17 protein-coding genes are annotated in these 17,844 nt (G+C 56.3%); 3 read left to right on the forward strand and 14 right to left on the reverse strand.

The annotated features are described in order from the left end of the window. Positions 1-75: 75 nt before the first annotated feature. Positions 76-279: a DUF2524 domain-containing protein gene (locus C4S74_RS21030; RefSeq protein ID WP_103997305.1), complete on the forward strand. Its 204-nt coding sequence runs from the start codon at positions 76-78 to the stop codon at positions 277-279. A gap of 251 nt (positions 280-530) precedes the next feature. On the opposite strand, the gene C4S74_RS21040 is transcribed toward C4S74_RS21030, so the two are convergent. The 6 genes from C4S74_RS21040 to C4S74_RS21065 all read right to left on the reverse strand — a co-directional run bounded on the left by C4S74_RS21040 (position 531) and on the right by C4S74_RS21065 (position 5,536). Beyond that, complete coding sequence (locus tag C4S74_RS21040; protein WP_103997307.1) at positions 531-764, reverse strand: hypothetical protein; 234 nt, start codon at positions 762-764, stop codon at positions 531-533. Between the two features lie 226 nt (positions 765-990). Then, entirely contained in the window at positions 991-1,506 is a 516-nt protein-coding gene (locus C4S74_RS21045; protein ID WP_103997308.1) for a hypothetical protein, read from the reverse strand. A 254-nt stretch (positions 1,507-1,760) separates the two neighbouring features. Further along, the gene (locus tag C4S74_RS27090) at positions 1,761-1,970 is read right to left on the reverse strand and encodes a hypothetical protein (RefSeq protein ID WP_103997309.1); all 210 of its coding nucleotides are present in this window, start codon (positions 1,968-1,970) and stop codon (positions 1,761-1,763) included. 95 nt (positions 1,971-2,065) lie between these two features. Further along, positions 2,066-3,268: a M14 family metallopeptidase gene (locus C4S74_RS21055; RefSeq protein ID WP_103997310.1), complete on the reverse strand. Its 1,203-nt coding sequence runs from the start codon at positions 3,266-3,268 to the stop codon at positions 2,066-2,068. A gap of 209 nt (positions 3,269-3,477) precedes the next feature. Beyond that, positions 3,478-4,287: a glutamate racemase gene (racE, locus tag C4S74_RS21060; protein ID WP_103997311.1), complete on the reverse strand. Its 810-nt coding sequence runs from the start codon at positions 4,285-4,287 to the stop codon at positions 3,478-3,480. Between the two features lie 208 nt (positions 4,288-4,495). Then, the gene (locus tag C4S74_RS21065) at positions 4,496-5,536 is read right to left on the reverse strand and encodes a polysaccharide deacetylase family protein (protein WP_103997312.1); all 1,041 of its coding nucleotides are present in this window, start codon (positions 5,534-5,536) and stop codon (positions 4,496-4,498) included. A gap of 160 nt (positions 5,537-5,696) precedes the next feature. On the opposite strand from C4S74_RS21065, the gene C4S74_RS21070 reads away from it, so the two are divergent. Further along, positions 5,697-7,151 (forward strand): YcdB/YcdC domain-containing protein, encoded by a 1,455-nt coding sequence (locus C4S74_RS21070; protein WP_103997313.1) that lies wholly within the window; start codon positions 5,697-5,699, stop codon positions 7,149-7,151. Between the two features lie 199 nt (positions 7,152-7,350). Here C4S74_RS21070 and C4S74_RS21075 read toward each other — a convergent pair whose 3' ends face one another. From C4S74_RS21075 to C4S74_RS21110, 8 genes are all read right to left on the reverse strand, one after another. Then, positions 7,351-8,583, reverse strand: coding sequence for an acyltransferase (locus C4S74_RS21075; protein WP_103997314.1), 1,233 nt, complete (start codon positions 8,581-8,583; stop codon positions 7,351-7,353). Positions 8,584-8,686: 103 nt separating this feature from the next. Beyond that, on the reverse strand, positions 8,687-9,733 hold the full coding sequence (locus C4S74_RS21080) for a Gfo/Idh/MocA family protein (RefSeq protein WP_103997315.1): 1,047 nt from the start codon (positions 9,731-9,733) through the stop codon (positions 8,687-8,689). Between the two features lie 497 nt (positions 9,734-10,230). Further along, positions 10,231-11,079, reverse strand: a complete 849-nt coding sequence (locus C4S74_RS21085; RefSeq protein WP_103997316.1) for a sugar phosphate isomerase/epimerase — start codon at positions 11,077-11,079, stop codon at positions 10,231-10,233. Between the two features lie 73 nt (positions 11,080-11,152). Then, on the reverse strand, positions 11,153-12,067 hold the full coding sequence (locus C4S74_RS21090) for a carbohydrate ABC transporter permease (RefSeq protein WP_103997317.1): 915 nt from the start codon (positions 12,065-12,067) through the stop codon (positions 11,153-11,155). After that, entirely contained in the window at positions 12,068-13,012 is a 945-nt protein-coding gene (locus tag C4S74_RS21095) for a carbohydrate ABC transporter permease (protein WP_103997318.1), read from the reverse strand. Positions 13,013-13,190: 178 nt separating this feature from the next. Then, complete coding sequence (locus C4S74_RS21100) at positions 13,191-14,453, reverse strand: ABC transporter substrate-binding protein (RefSeq protein ID WP_103997319.1); 1,263 nt, start codon at positions 14,451-14,453, stop codon at positions 13,191-13,193. A gap of 358 nt (positions 14,454-14,811) precedes the next feature. Next, positions 14,812-16,113 (reverse strand): alpha-glucosidase/alpha-galactosidase, encoded by a 1,302-nt coding sequence (locus tag C4S74_RS21105; protein ID WP_103997320.1) that lies wholly within the window; start codon positions 16,111-16,113, stop codon positions 14,812-14,814. A gap of 144 nt (positions 16,114-16,257) precedes the next feature. After that, on the reverse strand, positions 16,258-16,692 hold the full coding sequence (locus tag C4S74_RS21110) for a disulfide oxidoreductase (RefSeq protein WP_103997321.1): 435 nt from the start codon (positions 16,690-16,692) through the stop codon (positions 16,258-16,260). A 111-nt stretch (positions 16,693-16,803) separates the two neighbouring features. Here C4S74_RS21110 and C4S74_RS21115 point away from each other — a divergent pair, with 111 nt between their 5' ends. Beyond that, positions 16,804-17,664, forward strand: a complete 861-nt coding sequence (locus C4S74_RS21115) for an AraC family transcriptional regulator (protein ID WP_103997322.1) — start codon at positions 16,804-16,806, stop codon at positions 17,662-17,664. The last annotated feature ends 180 nt before the right edge of the window (positions 17,665-17,844 follow it).

Below are 17,844 nucleotides of genomic sequence, written 5' to 3' on the forward strand. Positions count from 1 at the left end.
CACTTCCGACCGCAAGAACAGCAGCGGCAAAAGCAAATAAGTCCATTCATCCTTGAAACAGGGAGGCAGCGGCCGATGATTGAAAACCTCGAAAGCAATTACGATTGCGCCCACGCGGGTCTGGACCTGCACCAGTTGAAGGAAGAGCTGAACGACCTCAGAATCAGCATGATCCCGGGGTCGCTCGTGCATAACGAGAAAGTGAACCGCCTGGAAAACCAGATCCGGTTTATCGAGAACAAATGCTCCATCCACCCCGGAGAGTCCGATTCCCTGTAAAAGGCCTTCTTATCGTTTGTTCGTTGTTCTATCGTGGATTTATTCTTGCCATTTACCGGCTTCCCAGGTACGCAAAAAAGCCGCGGTCACGGGCGGGGCTGACCCCCTTCCCGCGAGACCGCGGCTTACAAACGTCTCTTCGTGAACATTCAGCCCGATCCCGGGCGAAATATCCGATGCAAGTCTTTCCAAGCTGTCTATATCGTGTATATTGGAATTAGGCTTTCTTCCGCCTAACGGATTCATATTTATCAAGCCTGCGGATATTTGCGCTCCATCCAGCCCGTGAACCAGTTAGCCAGCATCATCGTGACCGCTATATCGTCAATCGGCATAAACGGCAGAACGTCGGGAAGTACCCAGTACAGCAGCGCCGGAACTACAAAGAGAAGTTTGCTGCCTATCGGCACGTTCGGAGACATGAGCAGTTTTCCCGCACGCTTGAATACATGGCTCCAGTGGCGGAGTGACAAAAGTTTTTTCACACGGGTTCCCTCCTTAGGGTGGACCTGATCCGTTAAAGGTGAACGTCAAGCTGAGCCGCGTTCCCGTCTGCGACGGAAGTCCCTAATAGCCTATACGCAATCCGGCATCTATCGTTTCAGATTAATCCCGTTGCGTATATCTCCTCTTACCCGGAATCGCCGCGGAAAGAACAAAGAGCATCACGCATAAGCCGATGCTCTGTCCTCAAATCTCTACATTCGTTTCTCAACTGTGCGGTTCGCCGGATTGCAGCTCACTTGTCACAGCATCCGAATCGCCGAATCGGATGTTCAATTCCACGTTCACGGGGACATGACTCCTGATTTTAAGAAACAGGCTGAGCCGCTCCAAAATCTGCGCGACCTCTTCGGCCGGGTAAGTTCCGTTTACATTGTAGCGGAAGTTGTCCGAGATCGACAAAGCCGGGGCCGAAACGACCGGACGATTGTCTGCCTGAACAGATTCGGGAAGACGCCGGAAGTCGGACGGTTCGGAAGGCCGCTCCAGTGATCTGCTCTGGGAGCGGTAATTTGTATAGCCCATAAACTTGTTGGACGTTCTGACTGTATCGTTGTAGATGTTCAGTTTTTTCAAAATGGTATAGTAGGTTGCCGCATTATTAAGCTTCCATGCCGACGTAATTTCGCCTACGGAATAATCTTCTTTCCACTGATTAATTAACCGTATTTGCTCCTCACGTTCCAACTCCTTGAACTGGTCGAGTGGCAGAATCCCGGACATACTATTCCTCCTATTCGGATTGGTCTTACTCTTTATCATAAAACAAAATTAATTAAACTTCAAAAACCTTTATACCTATAATCTCTACTAGTTTACCATTAAAATGCATAATTCATACAATTACTTTATATAGGTATCTTTTACCATTTTAAGTCATGCAAAATAAACCCAAATATGCCCGGACGCGTGTCCGGGCCTGAGTCTTCGGGATCAGTCGGTTTGTTTTCAGGCCGAATCGGCCCGCTTTTATAGGCTTACGTTAATTTTCTGCGCGTCAGAATACACGGTACCCCTTTGCCCAGCGCACCGGGCCGGGACATCCGCTCCAGATATAACAGTCCCCTTGCGCACTGCTGTTTGCAAGAAGCACAGGTAGATGATTCGACAATCCTCATTGTATACTGCACTCTGCCGGAGGATTCGATCTTCTTGCCGCCTTTTCCTTTTCCGCTCTTGCCCGCCATCGTCATTCCCTCCCCTATACGCCTGGTTCATTATATGGGAACCGCTTTCGGAGGGATTGGACGTTTGTACCGGGGGCGGCGGCTTCCTTCCGCGTTTACAGGGAGAGAGCCCGGACAAGGAGCCGGGCGGCTTCTTCGTAAAGCTGCGGAAACTGCTCCAGCGGGAGCGGGTTGGTTCCGCTTCCCAGTTCGACGGTGAATCCCGGACGCCGGAATTCGTAGATGAACCAGTCCTTGAACCCCGCATCGCTGCCCCGCAGCTTTACACTCTTGCAGCCGCTTGCCCGCTCAAGCTTCTGGGCCAGAAATTCGGCGTCTTCCGGTTCATAGTCCCGGTAGTTCCAGTATATTTCGCGCCCCTGCGTGTGGAGGGCGATGACGTGAGCGAAGCGGCGGCTGCGGGTGAATTCAGCGACGGCTGCCGCTTCGGGCTCCGTCAGCGGAGCCTCGCCCGTATAGTCGCGCGGGCCCGGGCCGGGTACTGCGCGCCGGGCCCGCTCCTCTTCCCAGAAGGCGGGAAACTGATCGTTAAGATCGACGCCGTTGATGTTCGCTTTCCACCGGCGGAAATCAAAAGAGCCTCCGTTCCACTCATGGAGGGAAGCGAAAAGGGGATGCGCCGGATAGATGCCTCCGAGCACGAGCTCGACTCCGTCGGGATTCACCATCGGCACGATCCATAAGCTCGTCTCGCGGAACAATTCCGCCGCATCGGAGCCGTGAATATCTCCTCCTTGGCGGACAGCCTCCGCGTAGTCTTCAAGAAATTTCACGGCAGCCAGAGAGGTGATCCATTCGTTGGCGTGGAACGATGCGTTGACCTGGATCTCCCGGCTTCCGGTGCCGATCCGGACCGCGGGGATTTTCCGGCCGAGCACACTACTCCCGATGCATGTTTCCTCCAGAAACGGGTATCGTTCCTTCAGAAGCGTCAAATCCCGGAGCATTTCGGGATAGCCGTATTCCTCGGCCATGCGGACCACCGTCCTGTCGCGGACAACCGGCACATCGATTGTGACGCCCGCCCGGAGCACATCCGGATCCAGGAAGGTATTCGCCTTCCAGAGTTCTTCCCGGGATAACCCGAAGCGCAGCGACACGCTTTCCCAGGCATCGCCGGGCTGAACCGTATATTGATGATCGAGTTTGGGTGGGATCAGGACAATTTGTCCCGGAATGACATACTCATGAAGACTAAGCTGCGGGTTCGCGGCCATAAGGGAGACCGCATTGACGGCATACGATCTGGCGATCCGCTGAAGCGTCTCCCCCTGTTGAACGACGTGGCGAAACGGCATACCACTCATACCTCCTCGGGACAAGGCAAAGGGAAGCCGTATTCGTTCACGCACGCGCTTCCCTGTACCGGGTTGTGAATATATGTCTATGCCCCCTCTCCCTTCTTCATGTCCCGGGCATGCAAAAGGACCGGCAGGTTCCGACCGTTTCTGAATCGAATACGGCGGAACTTACCGGTCCTGTCGTTTGGCTGCGTAAAGGCTGCGGTTTAGACGAATGTCGGCACCTGCCACACAACCGGGGTGGCGAGCAGCTGCTCGCGAAGCCAGGAGCCCGTAATCTGATGGAACATCTCGGCATCGCCGCTGCAGAAAAACTGGTGCACCGGAATGTCTTTGGTCGTCGCCAGCATTCCCTGGTGATAAAGAATCGTGCTGATTTCCCGGGCGGTCTCGTCCGCGGAAGAGATCAGCGTCACGTCGGGATGGACCACACGGGTGATCGCTTCCGTCAGGAACGGATAGTGCGTGCAGCCGAGAATGAGACAATCCATGGGCTTGTCGAGCAGCGGCTGAAGAGAATCGCGCACGGTATCTACCGCTTCCTCGGAAAAGTACAATCCCCGCTCCACGAGCGGCACCAGGGCCGGGCAGGCCAGCGAGTGAACCTGGATCGTGGGCGAGATCGTCTTCAGCGCCTGCTCGTACGCTTTGCTCCGGATCGTGCCTTCCGTGCCGATGACGCCGACAATGCTGCTTCGCGTCGTCTTGATCGCGGCACGGGCTCCCGGCGAAATGACGCCCAGCACCGGAATATCCAGCCGTCCGCGGATTTGTTCCAGCGCGACCGCCGTCGCGGTATTGCAGGCGATCACGATCATTTTAGGGTTAAATTGGATCAGGTAATCCACAATTTGATTCGTAAACGCGAGAACTTCGTCGGCGGGTCTGGGGCCGTAAGGGGTTCTGGCCGTATCGCCGAAATAAATCACTTTTTCCTGCGGAAGCTGTCGCATTACTTCTTTTACAACAGTTAATCCTCCGACTCCGGAGTCTAGGATGGCTATCGCTTGCTGCACACTTATACGCTTCCTTTGCGAATGAAATGATTGCTTGTAAATACATGGATAGAATATGATTGCCCAAGCCGAAATGTACCTAGGTATCATACCAGATTTCCGATTCGGTGCCAACGAAAGCAGCTCCGTAGCGGCATGCGCCCGGAGCTGCAGGACTGGCTGGGGTTAAGGCCCGGACGAGATCCGGGCGCTTCCGGCAATCAAGGTATCAGCGCTTGATCTCACTTACCAGACCGAAGGAGTAGCCGGCTTTTTTCACGTCTTTCAGAATGCGGTCCAGCGCTTCCATGTTTTCTTTGGAGCCCTGGTGCATGAGGATGATATTCCCCGGGTGCAGGTTGTTCATGATATCGTTGTAAGGGTCCTCGGCTCCGTTCGCACGGGGCTCCCAGTCACGCATCGCGGTTGACCAGAATACGGAGGTATAGCCCATATCCGAAGCCAGACCGAGCAGATGCGTGCTGTATTTTCCGTACGGGAAGCGGAAATATTTAACGACTTCCTGCCCGGTAATGCTTTTGTACAGCTTCTCGAAATCGGTAATTTCTTTACGTACTTGCTCGTCGCTCAGCGTATTCATATCTTTGTGCGTCATCGTATGATTGGCTATGAGATGGCCGTCCGCCGCCAGCTGCTTGATAAAATCGGGATGGGCCTTGACGTTGCTGCCTGAAATGAAGAAGTTCGCCTTCACGTTGTTCTCTTTAAGGGTCTTCAGAAGTTTCGCGGTGTCCCCCATCGGGCCGCCGTTGTCTATGGTCAGGTAAACGTTCTTGCCCTGTCCGACCCAGACGGCTTTCTCCTTGGCGGTGAAGGATTTCGTTTCTTTCGGAAAATCCGGCACCTGGCCTTTCGGCTTTTTCATGTAATACCAGGACAGAGCCTGACGGCTCCCGCCGATCTCGCCTTTCGTCTGCGGAGACGGTTTCGCGATATCCGTGGAGCCGGACGGCTTTGCCGAGGGAGAAGCGGACGGTGCCGACGACGATGGAGCCTTCACCGCGGACGAAGGCGCGGGAGAAGCTGCCGGGGACGCCGACGCGGACGGAGAAGCGGAAGGCTTCACGCTGTCTGCCGGCGTTTTTTGCGGCGTTGTTGAAGGCGCCTTGGTCGGAGCCGCGGAAGCGCCGGCGGCAGGTGCCTGAGATTGGACAGGACTTCCCGAATTTGATACGTTGGAATTGACTGCGCACCCGGCCAGTATTCCGGAAAGCAGCAGAACGGCGGATGCCGCAGCGGTTTTTTTCATGGAATCACCTTGATTTCCTAAAATGTGAGGCTAATCTTCCCAATTCGACAGCGGGCTGAGGAATCCTTGCTTAAAACTATGTTTTAAACGTAAAAGGGAACAACTATTTCCGCCGCAAATCAGGGGACTTACCGGCCCCGCCGGCAAAGGGGCGATCTGGGTGCTTATCGACGAACTTAGGCAGAAAGCAGCGGTGACCGGTTCCGTACCGGCACACTTCAACTTGATTATCGAGGATATGCAGGAGGGAGAAAAAGGCGGAGCGGAGGCCATGTTTGTGTGGCAGGAGCCATCCGGCGAGAGCGGAATTTCCGTCACCCTCGACGAGGCCGGCCGGCTCCTCTCCTACTCCGTAGACGAAGATCTATGCAAGGAAGGATCTCCGCTTGGCGAAGAGGCTTTAGGCGAGCGGGCACGCTCTTTTTTCCATGCCCGACGACCGGAAGAGGCCGGCCGGTTTCATTTGACGGAATCCCGTATCGGAGAGGATAGGGCTTTCTTCGAATGGACGCAGACCGCTCTCGATCTGCCGCTTCCTCAGACAGGCGCTTATGTCCACCTAACCTTATCGGGAGAGGTAACGGGGTTCACCTACAAAGGGACCGCAGCCGAGCCTCCTCTTCCCGCTTCCCTGGCACAGCCTGAACAGCTCCGGCGGCACATAGCCGAATCCGTGGAGATGAAGCTTACGATCGCCAAACTCCACACCGCGCTCTATGCGGGCGGCGACGACCGGCTTCATCTCGTTTATCGGCCGGAGCCCGGCTTCCTGCGCTACGATGCCGGGACAGGTGCTGTGTTGTCTGCCGAGGAACCGGAAGAGGACGAAGCTTTCACGGCATTCGAGTTATCGCCCGAGGAGGAGAGCGGTGATTCGTGCAGCAGTCTTGAAGAGCTGATCGGTATTCCCACCTATCCCCTCGTAAAAGACAGGGAGAGGGATATGGACGAGAACCTCCAAGGAATCGTCTGGCACGCTGCGGACCGGGAGGAGAACCCGGCGGACCTCTCACTGGACGCCTTTTTCCGCAGACGCATGGAAGGGACGGTAAAAGCGGTCGCCGATAAGGACACCGGCCGCCTGCGCTCCTTTATCTGGATGGTCCGCAGGCCGGGTGAGCTTGCCCTCTCCTATGAAGACTGCCTGAACCGGGCAGGCGCCTTTCTCCGTAAAGCGATGCGCGACTGGCTTGGAGTGCCGGGTCTTGCTTTTTATTTTCAGGAAAAAAGCGCCGGGGATGCCAAGTCGGAAACGGACGGCCAGCTCCGTTACTTCTTCACGTGGCAGCTGCGCTTCCGGGACATTCCCCTATACCTGCAGTTCGTGACGGTATGCGTGAATGCTTCCACCGGTCATGTGGACCGGTTCTCGGGACCCGACTGGAATCCCGAAGAAATCCGGCATCTTGCTCCGTCGGTGAAGCTGAGTGCCGTTGAAGCTCTCAGGCTCTACTCAGAGGCGGTGACCTTCGAGCTGGAATGGGAGCGGGATTATGACGCCGAATCGCCCGAAAGTGCCTACATTCTGCTGTACACGCCTGTTCTAAAAGGAAGCGGGGGAAGCCGGATCGCTTTTGTCGAGGCCGGAAGCGGAGAGCTTGTGGCCCATAAGTAAAAATGGAAACAGTAAAAAGCCGGCTCCCTTGTCTAGGGAACCGGCTTTTCCGTCCTGGTTGAGACCGACCGGATGCGCCGGTGCGAGGATGTTCAAGACGTAATCCGATAGTCCGCTCCTCATCAGCTTCGGTCACCGAGCCGCCGATCTCTTGCACAGCATGTATGACGGCGGTCAAGGCGGATTCGGGAATTCGGATTCAGGAATCCGGGCCCGTCGCGCGTGTACGCCCCGCAAGCTGGACTTCCGCTTCCGTCGGGGCATTTCTCACGCCTTTACCGGTATCGCTTCCGCTGTAAGCAGCGAAACGTATCCGGGACAGCAGGCCGACAACCGGCATGTCGATCAGACGGTACATCAAATGGGCCAGCGCAAATACGAGCGGGAGCGAAACGAGCGTAGTCACAAGGATGTTCAGCCCGTAAGACAGGCGGCCTTCAAGCCGCAGAAACAGCAGACAAGAGAAGCTGCATAGCACGGCGAAATGAACGAGATAGAGTGAAAAAGACAGCTTCCCGAAATAAGCCATCGGTCGGCTGGCGAACAGCTTCTGCCCCGGTCTGCTGTTCAGCAGTGCAACCAGCACCAGAGCCGCGCCAGCGGTCCGGTAGGTGACGGCCCCGGGGAATCCTTCCGGGCTGAGGGGCAGCCAGGCGTAGACGCTCCCCTGCCAGCCCACATAAGGAACCGAACCGAGGAAAAGGCCGAGCAGCCCGAACGCCGCAGGAAAGAATCCGGGGCGGAGCGCGATCAGATTCCGGCCGGCCCCGGCCGATAGATCGCTGAGCAGCATTCCCAGCACGAAGCCCAGATAGTAGGAATCCCGGAAAAGCCACAAGCCTGCGGCGTAACAGACAAACCGGAAACGGGACTTGCCGAAGGCCAGAAGCAGGCCATAAACGAGAAAGGAACCGAACAGCTCGTAGGTCATCGTCCAGAGTACGGGATTGTAAGCCATGCCATACCCGAAAAACGTATGGATAAAGCCCTGCTCCAGCAGTTCCGCAAACGACGGAGCCGTCGTGTACGGGTCGGGCATCGTGGCCCGCGTATACTCCCGCGCATCGTCGTAAAAATTCCAGTCCAGCTTCATAACCGCGTATGCGAGAAGCAGCGAGCAGACGGCGGGAAACGCAAGGCGGAAATATCTTTTGAGGAGCGCCGCCGTCACAATCGAGCGTTTGCGGTACCGGAAGAAGCGGCGGCTCAGGACGAATCCGCTTAAAACGAAGAAAAGGCAGACCGCGAAATTGCCATTGAACAAAAGATTAAACGGCGTACGCGGAATCCACTGGTCGAACGCAAAGTGGGAAACCTGCGGCCGGGCTTCGAACATGGACGGCAGAAACACCTGAAGAAAATGAGCCAAAACGACGATCAGAGCGGCCGCACCCCGCAACCCGTCCAGATACGTAATTTTCGGCTCGGTCATGACGGCTTCGTATCGGGCCGTATTAAGGGGGCATTGGGTTGTTCCGGTTGTTCCGGTTGTTCCGGTTGTTCCGGTTGTTCCGGCTCTATCCGGCGGCACCGGGCTACAGCCGGATCGGCCCGCCCGACTCCGAGGAGAGCCGGATGGCTTCCAGCATCCCGACGACCTCGCACCCCTGCGCCGCATCCGATAGCGGCTGGCGCCTCGTACGTACACAATCTACAAAATGGTCGATTTCCGCCTTGTAGTAGTCCACGGACGGAACGGAAAGCTTGTGTTCCACCGGAAAGCCGTTCACTTCCGTGAAAACGCTCAGCGGCTCGAGACTTCCCCCGCCTTCCGTACCGTAGAGCTCCACTTTGACGGCGTCATCCTGGCTGCCGTTGACCGCCCAGCTTGCTTCGACGGTAAGAACGGCACCGTTTTTGAACGTGATAAAAGCGGTACCCAAATCTTCGACGTCGTAGACGCCTTCCGATTTGTTGATATCGGAATGAGCGGTGTACGCCGCTATCCCTTTCGTCGAATACGGGGCGATTTTGCGGAACAGCCTGCCGGTAACCGATTCGGGCTGAGGACAGCCCATCATCCACCAGGCCAGGTCGAGCACATGGACGCCGATGTCCATCATCGGTCCGCCGCCGGAGTACCGGCTGTCCGTGAACCAGCCCTCGGGCACGCCGCGCTGCCGCAGGACTTTGGTTTTCGCGTAGTAGATGCTGCCGAGCCCGCCCGAAGCGACCATGCCCTGCAGCGCCTGCGCATCCGCGCGGTACCGGTGGCTCATGCCGACCATGACGATCCGGTCGCTCTCCGCCGCCTTGTCGCGGAGGCGCCCGGCTTCGTCGCGGTTCATGGCCATCGGCTTCTCGACAAGCACGTCGAGTCCGCGCTCCAGCGCCAGCAGCGACAGCGCCACGTGGCTGTCGTTGAACGTGCAGATGCTTACGGCATCGAGCCGCTCGGCGTTCAGCATCTCCTCGGCCGACGCGTACGAAGCCGTTCCGTATTCGGCGGCTGTTTTGTCGGCTCTGGCTTTGTCGATATCGGCGACGGCCGCAAGCTCCACGCCGGGATGCTCCTTGTAATGCTTCAAATGAAACATGTGGGCAATAGACCCGGCCCCGATAACTCCAACGCGAATGCTCATCGTTTTGTTCGCTCCTTTGCTTGTCGGCTGTCCGGCAGGCTGCGCGGTTTGCGGCCCGCAGGCGCCTTTTTTCTTGCGTACCCGGCGGACGGTTTATAACGAGCGTGGCATGAATGTGCCAACCCGTTACGTTCCCGTGTGAGCGCCGGTCTGTTTATCCACTATCTGCTGCGCAGACCATTATTTGCAGGATCAGCGTGTATCTGCAGGATGGACTATGATCTGCAGCACCGGTGGCACAGCCGTACCGGACTATTACTTCCGGCCGACTGGCGTCTCTCTGTCCGGTTAGGCAGCGTTTTCCGTCTCATATGTTCCGCCGGACAAAATACTTCAGGCCTTATTTCTTCCTGCTGCCCGTTCGGGCCCCGTTTTCCGGTATCCTTCTCATCCCGGCCCAGTTCAGATGCGTTCTCATCATCCGCCAAAATCCGTGCATAGCCGGCCGGTGAACGCGCTCTCCTCGCGCGCACGATCATGCGCCCCCCTGCCTGCGGCTATTCCCGCTTCAGAAGCTCCAGCTGCCCATGCACGTAGTCAAGTGCTCTCACGGAGCCTTCCGCCGGCTCCTCCTGTCCCTCGAACTCGACCGTGAGCCAGCCGTCGTACCCGCTTGCCGCCAGCTCCCGGAAAATAAACGGCAGATCCACGTCGCCTTCTCCCGCTATCCGGCCCGCGTAGGGCGTACCGTCGAGGGCGTTTATGCTTCCCTCCGCCCCCGGCTCCGTCCGCAGGAAATCCTTGACGTGGACATGCCCCACCAGGCCCCGCAGCTCTTGAACGGCCGAGGAGGGATCCTGGCCCACCAGCAGGAAATTGCCGGTGTCGAAAGTGCTGAGCAGAGCCGGCGAGCCCACCTCGCGGATGATCGCCGACACCTGGTCGCTGCGGCCCGCGAATAGCCCGTGGTTTTCCAGGCACAGCACCTTGCCCTTCTCTTCCGCATAAGCGGCGGCCGCCCTCAGCCCTTCCAGCACATAGCCCATGCCTTCGTCCACGGGCATCGACTCATCCGGCCGGTCTCCGGAGAAAACCCGGACGACGGGCGCACCGAAATGGACCGCCATATCGACGGCCTCCTTCACTTCCCGGAGCTGGGCGGCCCGTTCTCCGGCATCGGCCGATACGAAGTTGTTGCATGCGCAGAAGCAAGCCACCTTCAGTCCCAGCTCATCCAGCGTCCGGTCGATCTCGGGCAGCTCACGTTCCCTGTCCTTCCAGAAGACGGACAAGAGCTCCACCCCTTCCGCTTTGGTTCCGGCGGCGAACCTGAGAAAATCGGTCACATCCCATTTTCCCCCGTACCAATACGTATGAACGCTCCACATGCTCAGGCTGATTTTCATCGCCCTATTTCCCCCTCCCGGATTGTTTTCTGCGATCTGCAAATAATCTCCGCAACCTGTGGATCAAGACGCCTTATTTAAAACCCGAAAGCGTGGAACCGGCTTTCATAAAATACTTTTGCCCGAAAAAATACAGGACGACCATCGGAATCGTAAAAATGGCGGAAGCGGCCATAAGCAGCTCCCATTGAGCTCCGTGATCCTGAAGAAATCCCTGCAGCCCGACCGTAATGGTCCATTTCGTATTGTCGTTCAAATAAATGAGCGGGCCCATAAAATCGGTATAAGTCCCGACGAAGGTGAACAGGGCAATCGTCATCAGCGGCGGCTTCAGCAGCGGTACGATGATTTGCCCGTACGTCCGCAGCTCGGATGCGCCGTCCATTTTGGCCGCCTCGCACAGTTCGCCCGGAAGCCCCATCATAAACTGCCGCAGCAGGAAAATGTAAAACGGGGCGCCGAAAAAGCTGCCGATCGTCAGCGGAAGAAACGTATTGATCCAGCCCAGCTTCGCGAAAATGATATAGACCGGTATCATCTGGACCTGGGCCGGCAAAATCATCGTCGCTACGACAAGCGAAAAAATAATTCCTCTTCCGCGCCACGGGATTTTTGTGATTGAATAAGCAACAAGCGGGGCCGAGAAAAGCTGACCGGCAATGTTGATGACGCACAGAAGCAGCGTATTGCCCATGTACAGGAAGAACGGAATCGATCCGATGGCGTTCCCATAGTTGCTCCACTGCCACTTTTCCGGGAAGATGGCGGGCGGAACCTGAAAAATTTCCGACGGGTTCTTAAGCGAGGTCAGGAGGAGCCAGATGAACGGAAACAGAAAAATAAGGCCGAGCAGCGACAGGGCCGCATGCGGCAGAATCGTCCGGCGGAATATGAGAAGCGGGTCTTTGCGGCTTTTTTTCGGCACCCCGGCAGGCATACCCGGCATGACGCTCCTGCCGTCCCCGCGAAGGCTCGCGGAAGTTTTCATTTAATCACCTCCGTAATACACCCAGCGTGCGGACGTTTTCAGCACGAGCACGGTCATAAGGACGACAATGACGAAGAGAATCCAGGCCAAGGCGGACGCGTAGCCCATTTTCAGATACATGAAGGCAGTCTGATACAAATAGACGGCGTAGAACATCAGGGAATGGTCCGGCCCTCCCAAGGCGCCTCCCTGGTTGCCTCCCGTCAGAATGAACGATTCCGTGAAGATCTGAAACGACCCGATCAGGCCCATAATGAGCTGAAACAGAATAACCGGAGAAAGCCCGGGCAGTGTAATATGCCGGAACCTCTGCCATACGTTCGCCCCGTCAATCGAAGCCGCTTCGTAAAACGGCTGGGGAATTCCCTGCAGGGCCGCCAAAAAGATGAGCGAGCCCGCTCCGGAGCCCCACAAGCCCATGAGGATCAGCGAAGGCTTCGTAAAACGCGGATCGAGCAGCCAGGCCGGGTCCGGAAGATGCAGCGCCCGGAGCAGCATGTTGATCAGCCCGTAGTCCGGGTTAAGCAGCCACGTCCAGAGGATCGCGCTCGCCACTACGGGGATCACCGCCGGCAAATAATACACCGTCCGGTAAAAAGCGATCCCCTTCACTTTTACGTTCAGCAGCAGGGCAATCAGCAGCGAGCTGAGCAGTCCGACCGGCATGGAGATAAACGCCATGAAGAACGTGTTGCGCAGCGATTTGTAGAACGTATCGTCTTTTAAAATTTCCGTGTAATTTTGCAGTCCCACCCACTGGGGGGAATTGAACAAATCATAGCTCGTGAAGCTGAAATACAAGGAGCCGAAAAACGGATACAGGGTAAACGCGAGAAATCCGATAATCCAGGGCAGAGCGAAGGCAAGCCCGACCCAAAAATCCCGTCTGGCTTTACGGGAGCGCGGAGGACGGCTGGTACGGGCAGGCATCGTATCGGAGCTCATGAAGGATCTCCTTTCGGAATATCGGCCTCCCGCCCGTATGCAGACGGCAAGGCCGGAATTGCGCCGCTCCTTCCCGGACTGGCAGGCGGCGGCAGCTTTAAACGCGAGCGGCCGGACCGGCAGCGCGTCGAAGTAAGCGTTTGCAAACTAATGGCACAGAGCCTTATTTACTTGCCGGTCACTTCCCTACAAGAGGCTGGATTTTATCCTTGATCAGTTTAAGTCCTTCGTCCACCCCGACTTTACCCCTGAGGATGTCGTTGTACTTTTTCGTAATTTCGTCCATATATTCGTTCATAAAAGGCAGCGCCGGAAACGACTTGAGGTTAGGACTCTTCGCATACTCGGTATATTCCTTAAAACCGGGAACGCTGTCATACGTCTTGTCGTCGAGCGACGAAAGCCTGGTCGGCAGGTTGCCGAGCGCAGCCGTGAATTTGACCATCTGCTGTTTTTCCGTCAACCACTTCAGGAACGTCCAAGACTGGTCCGGATGCTTGGCGCCCTTGGGGATGTAAAAGACGCTGGTGGAGATGCTGCCGGCGTTTTTCAGCTCGGGTTTATCCTCGCTGTAAGGGATCGGCGCGATGCCGTAGTTCAGGCCCGGCGCATACTGCTTGATAAACGTCGGCAGCCATTCCCCGTCCAGAGCCATCGCGTATTTTCCCGAGAAAAACGGGTTCTGCGAAGACTGGTACTTGCCGAGAGACGCGGAGAAACGGTCGAGATTTTCCGTGCCGTACTTATCCCACAGCTCTTTGGAAAGCAGGATGGCCTGCTTGAAGCCCGGATCGTCCGGTGTGACTTCTTTCTTGCCCGGGTCCCAGAACTTGCCGCCGAACACCTGCGTAAAAGTATATGCGTCCGCTCCGGGCCATAAACCCAGCCGGTCAAGCCTTCCGCCCTCTTGGACAACGCTTAATTTTTCCGCGTAGGTTTTCAATTCGGCGATCGTTTTGGGCGGACCGTCGAAGCCCGCTTCCTTCAGGAGATCTTTGTTGTAGTACAGCATGCTGAAATGCATCGCAATCGGGATCGCATAGGTTTTGCCTTCGTATTGGGAAGTGGAGAGAGCCGAGGGAATAAAGTCTGTGAGATCGATCCCGTCTTTCTTGATGTAATCGTCCAGTGGAATCATCGCGCCTTTGACGCCCCAGGAAGCGACGTTCTGGCCGAATTGGGATGCAAGATCGGGGGGATTGCCGCCGGTAATGGCGGTCAGCTGCTTCTGGTAGTCACTCTGGCTGAGGCCTTTCACTTTGATACCTTCATGGGTGTCGTTAAATTCCTTGATCAATTTCTCCAGCGCTTCGGCTTCCGGTCCGGTCCAGCCGTACCAGAAATTGAGCTCCGTCTTTCCGCCGCCTCCTGCGGAACACCCCGACAAGGCGGCCGCCGACGCCATAACGGCAGCCAGCATACCTGCTGTGAATTTACGCATACCTGGACCTCCTCGTGAATAAATGAACGTGATCCTTCCAGCATGGCGAATCCTTTATGCAGTTTTCGTCCTCCTTTTCGCAGCACTCGAACTTAAGATGGAGCTATCATAGCACCCTTAAAATCAAAAGGAAACAACTTTTTTTATTTAAATTTTAGACGGAAATTATTTTCAAAACATCGTCGAACGGTGCGTAAAAAATGAATACCGGGACATCTGGCAGAGAGCCGAAAGGGGGACTTCGGGAGGAGGTACGGAGCGAATTTTTGCCTGATAATCGGAGCTTGTGTCGGAAACTATTTTTTGCGCGAAAAAAAGGGCCGGAATCCATGGAAAACAATTCCGGTCCCTTCTTCGATCAGTTGGTATAAGCCGGCAGCCAGTCTCCGTGCGCTTCTATCAGCTCGTCACAGAGCGCCACGATATCGTCGATCGAAAGCTCCGCGGACGTGTGAGGGTCCAGCATGGCCGCATGATAAATATGCTCCTTCTTGCGGGTAACGGCCGCCTCGATCGTCAGCAGCTGGGTGTTGATATTCGTGCGGTTCAGCGCCGCCAGCTGAGGAGGCAGATCGCCGATATACGTAGGCGTAATGCCGCTCGCGTCGACCAGGCACGGCACTTCCACGCAGGCTTCCTTCGGTAGATTGGTGATCAGGCCGGTGTTCATCACGTTGCCGCCGATCTTGTACGGGACGTTCGTCTCCATCGCTTCGATCATATAGGAAGCATATTCGCCGGACCGTTTGTGCTCCAGCTGCGGGTTGTTGACTAGCTCGGCACGGAGGTTTTTCCAGCGCTCGATCTGGTTCACGCATCTGCGGGGATATTCGTCCAGCGGGATGTTGAATTTCTCGATGAGCTCCGGATAATTCCGTTTGATAAAATACGGATGGTACTCCGCGTTGTGCTCGGACGACTCCGTTACATAGTATCCGAACCGGAACATAAGCTCGAAACGGACCATGTCGTGGTGCTTTTCTTTCTGCTTTTCCTTCGCCAGACGCTTGATTTCGGGGTACAAGTCTTTGCCGTCCTTCGTCACTTCAAGCAGCCAGGCCATATGGTTGATGCCCGCGATTTTGGACTGGACGCCTTCGGGGTCGATGCCCAAATGTTTGAACATATACGGGATGCATGCCTGGACGCTGTGGCACAGGCCGACCGTTCTGACCCCGCCGTGCGTATTGAGCACGTTCGTGAGTACAGCCATCGGATTCGTATAGTTGAAGAACCAGGCATCCGGACACACTTCCCGCATGTCCCTGGCAAAATCAAGCACGACCGGGATCGTGCGCAGGTTGCGGAAAATGCCGCCGATTCCGACCGTATCGGCAATTGTCTGGCGCAGGCCGTACTTCTTCGGAATTTCAAAATCCGTAATCGTACACGGATCGTAGCCGCCGACCTGGATCGCGTTAATGACCACCTTCGCTCCGCGGAGCGCTTCCTTCCGGTCCTTGTACACCTTAATCCGGCATGTGCTGCCTACGGTGTTTTTGATATGATTCAGCATCGTCTCAGAGTCGCGCAGCCGCTCCCCGTCGATATCAAACAAAGCGAGCTCATAGCCCTGCAGCGCCTCCGTTACCATGCAGTCTCCCAATATATTTTTGGCGAACACCGTGCTGCCTGCGCCCATGAATGTGATTTTGGACATTTTCTCATCTCCCGATTAAAAAAGTGGAATGCCTATACCTAGCACTATACCGCCTGAAGACGATACCGCACATGGAGACATCCCACTTTCGTATGGAGATTTGTAGTGTGAAACAGGCAGGCTTATAACCGGAAAGCGGCCGCCTTATTTTTCTTTGCGCATTTGGGCCCACAGAAGACCGAGAATAACGGTGATCAGCGTAAAAGCGGTGAAGGCCAGCAGCGGAATCGTAATAAATCCGAGCCAGTCGATGTAATCCTGATCGCATGCGACGATGCCGCATTTGGAAGCTGCCTCTTTAAAGAGGGACGTTTTTTGCATAAGATAGTGATAAAGGGAAATGCCCATCCCCCATACGGAAAACGGCAGCGCGTAAATAACCTGCTTGTTGTCCTTGCGGGTTGCGGCGATTCCCAGAATCAGCACGAGCGGATACATCAGTATACGCTGGTACCAGCACAGCTTGCACGGCGTAAAATCCATAATTTCCGAGAAATAGAGGCTGCCGAGCGTAGCAACCACGGAAATGGCCCAGGCCATGTGAAGGGCGTTATTTTTTAGAAACGAGTTCGATTTCAATACGGTACTGCTCCTCTCTCGGCTCAATCTTGACCAGCTTGTTTTATTATAAAAAATGAAGCGTCCGAAGTCTATCGTCTTCCGTTCTTCTATCGTGATTGGAGGCTTATCATGCTTAAACCGTTTCACTCCGTGTCGGTCAATCCCTACAACGGCAAAGGAGAGCTGTTCGTTCTGTTCGCGGGTCACGGCCAGACCGCTCCGCGCCACGAAGTCGGTCCGCAAATGCTCGATTACTACCTGATCCATACCGTGGAATCCGGAAAGGGACGCTTCAGCTGCCTCGGCAAAGAATATGAGCTGGGGCCGGGCGACACCTTCGTGATCTTCCCCGGCGAAGTCGTCACGTATGCTTCGGACACGCGCGAGCCTTGGCGCTACAGGTGGATCGGCTTCAAAGGCTCCTCCGCCGACGACCTGCTGATCCGCCTCGGCATCACGGCGCAGAGGCCGGTCGTTCACGCGGCGGGGCTCCCCCGCCTGCCGGTCTACCTGCGCCGGGCCGAGCGTGCGCTGCGGGAAGCTGGCCCGGCCTGCGACCTGGAGGCGGAGGGCGAGCTGCGGCTGCTGCTCGGGAAGCTTGCCGCGCATGCCGATGTCCCACGCCGCAGAGGCGAAGAAACCGACGCCGGGCGGCAGCAGGTCGACCGCGCCGTAAGGTGGCTGCAGCTTCAGTACGCCCAGCCGGTGACCATCGAGCAGCTTGCGCAGCATATGGGCTATCACCGCACGTACTTGTCGAAGCTGTTCCGGCAGCATACGGGCCTCACGCCGACACAGTTTCTGCTCAAAATCCGGATGGAGCGGGCCAAGCTTCTCATGACGGAAGGCTCGACGATCGAGCAGATCGCCTACTCCGTCGGCTTCTCCGATCCGCTTTATTTCTCGAAGCAGTTCAAGAAATGGTTCGGCTGCACGCCTTCCGAATACCGTACCAAGCACGGGCGACTTGCCTACGACTGCTCCAGATAGAGAAGACGGAGCAAGTCCCGAAAAAAGGCGTAGGTACGGGAGGCTGCCTATGTTGAAGGTCGGCGGGAGAAGGCATTAGCGGTGACAGCCGTGAGGCGTCAGCCGTGAGGCGTCAGCCGTGAGGCGTCAGCCGTGAGGCGTCAGCCGTGAGGCGTCAGCCGTGAGGCGTCAGCCGTGAGG

Source organism: Paenibacillus sp. UNC499MF, from assembly GCF_900107975.1.
Classification (GTDB): Bacteria; Bacillota; Bacilli; order Paenibacillales; family NBRC-103111; genus Paenibacillus_F.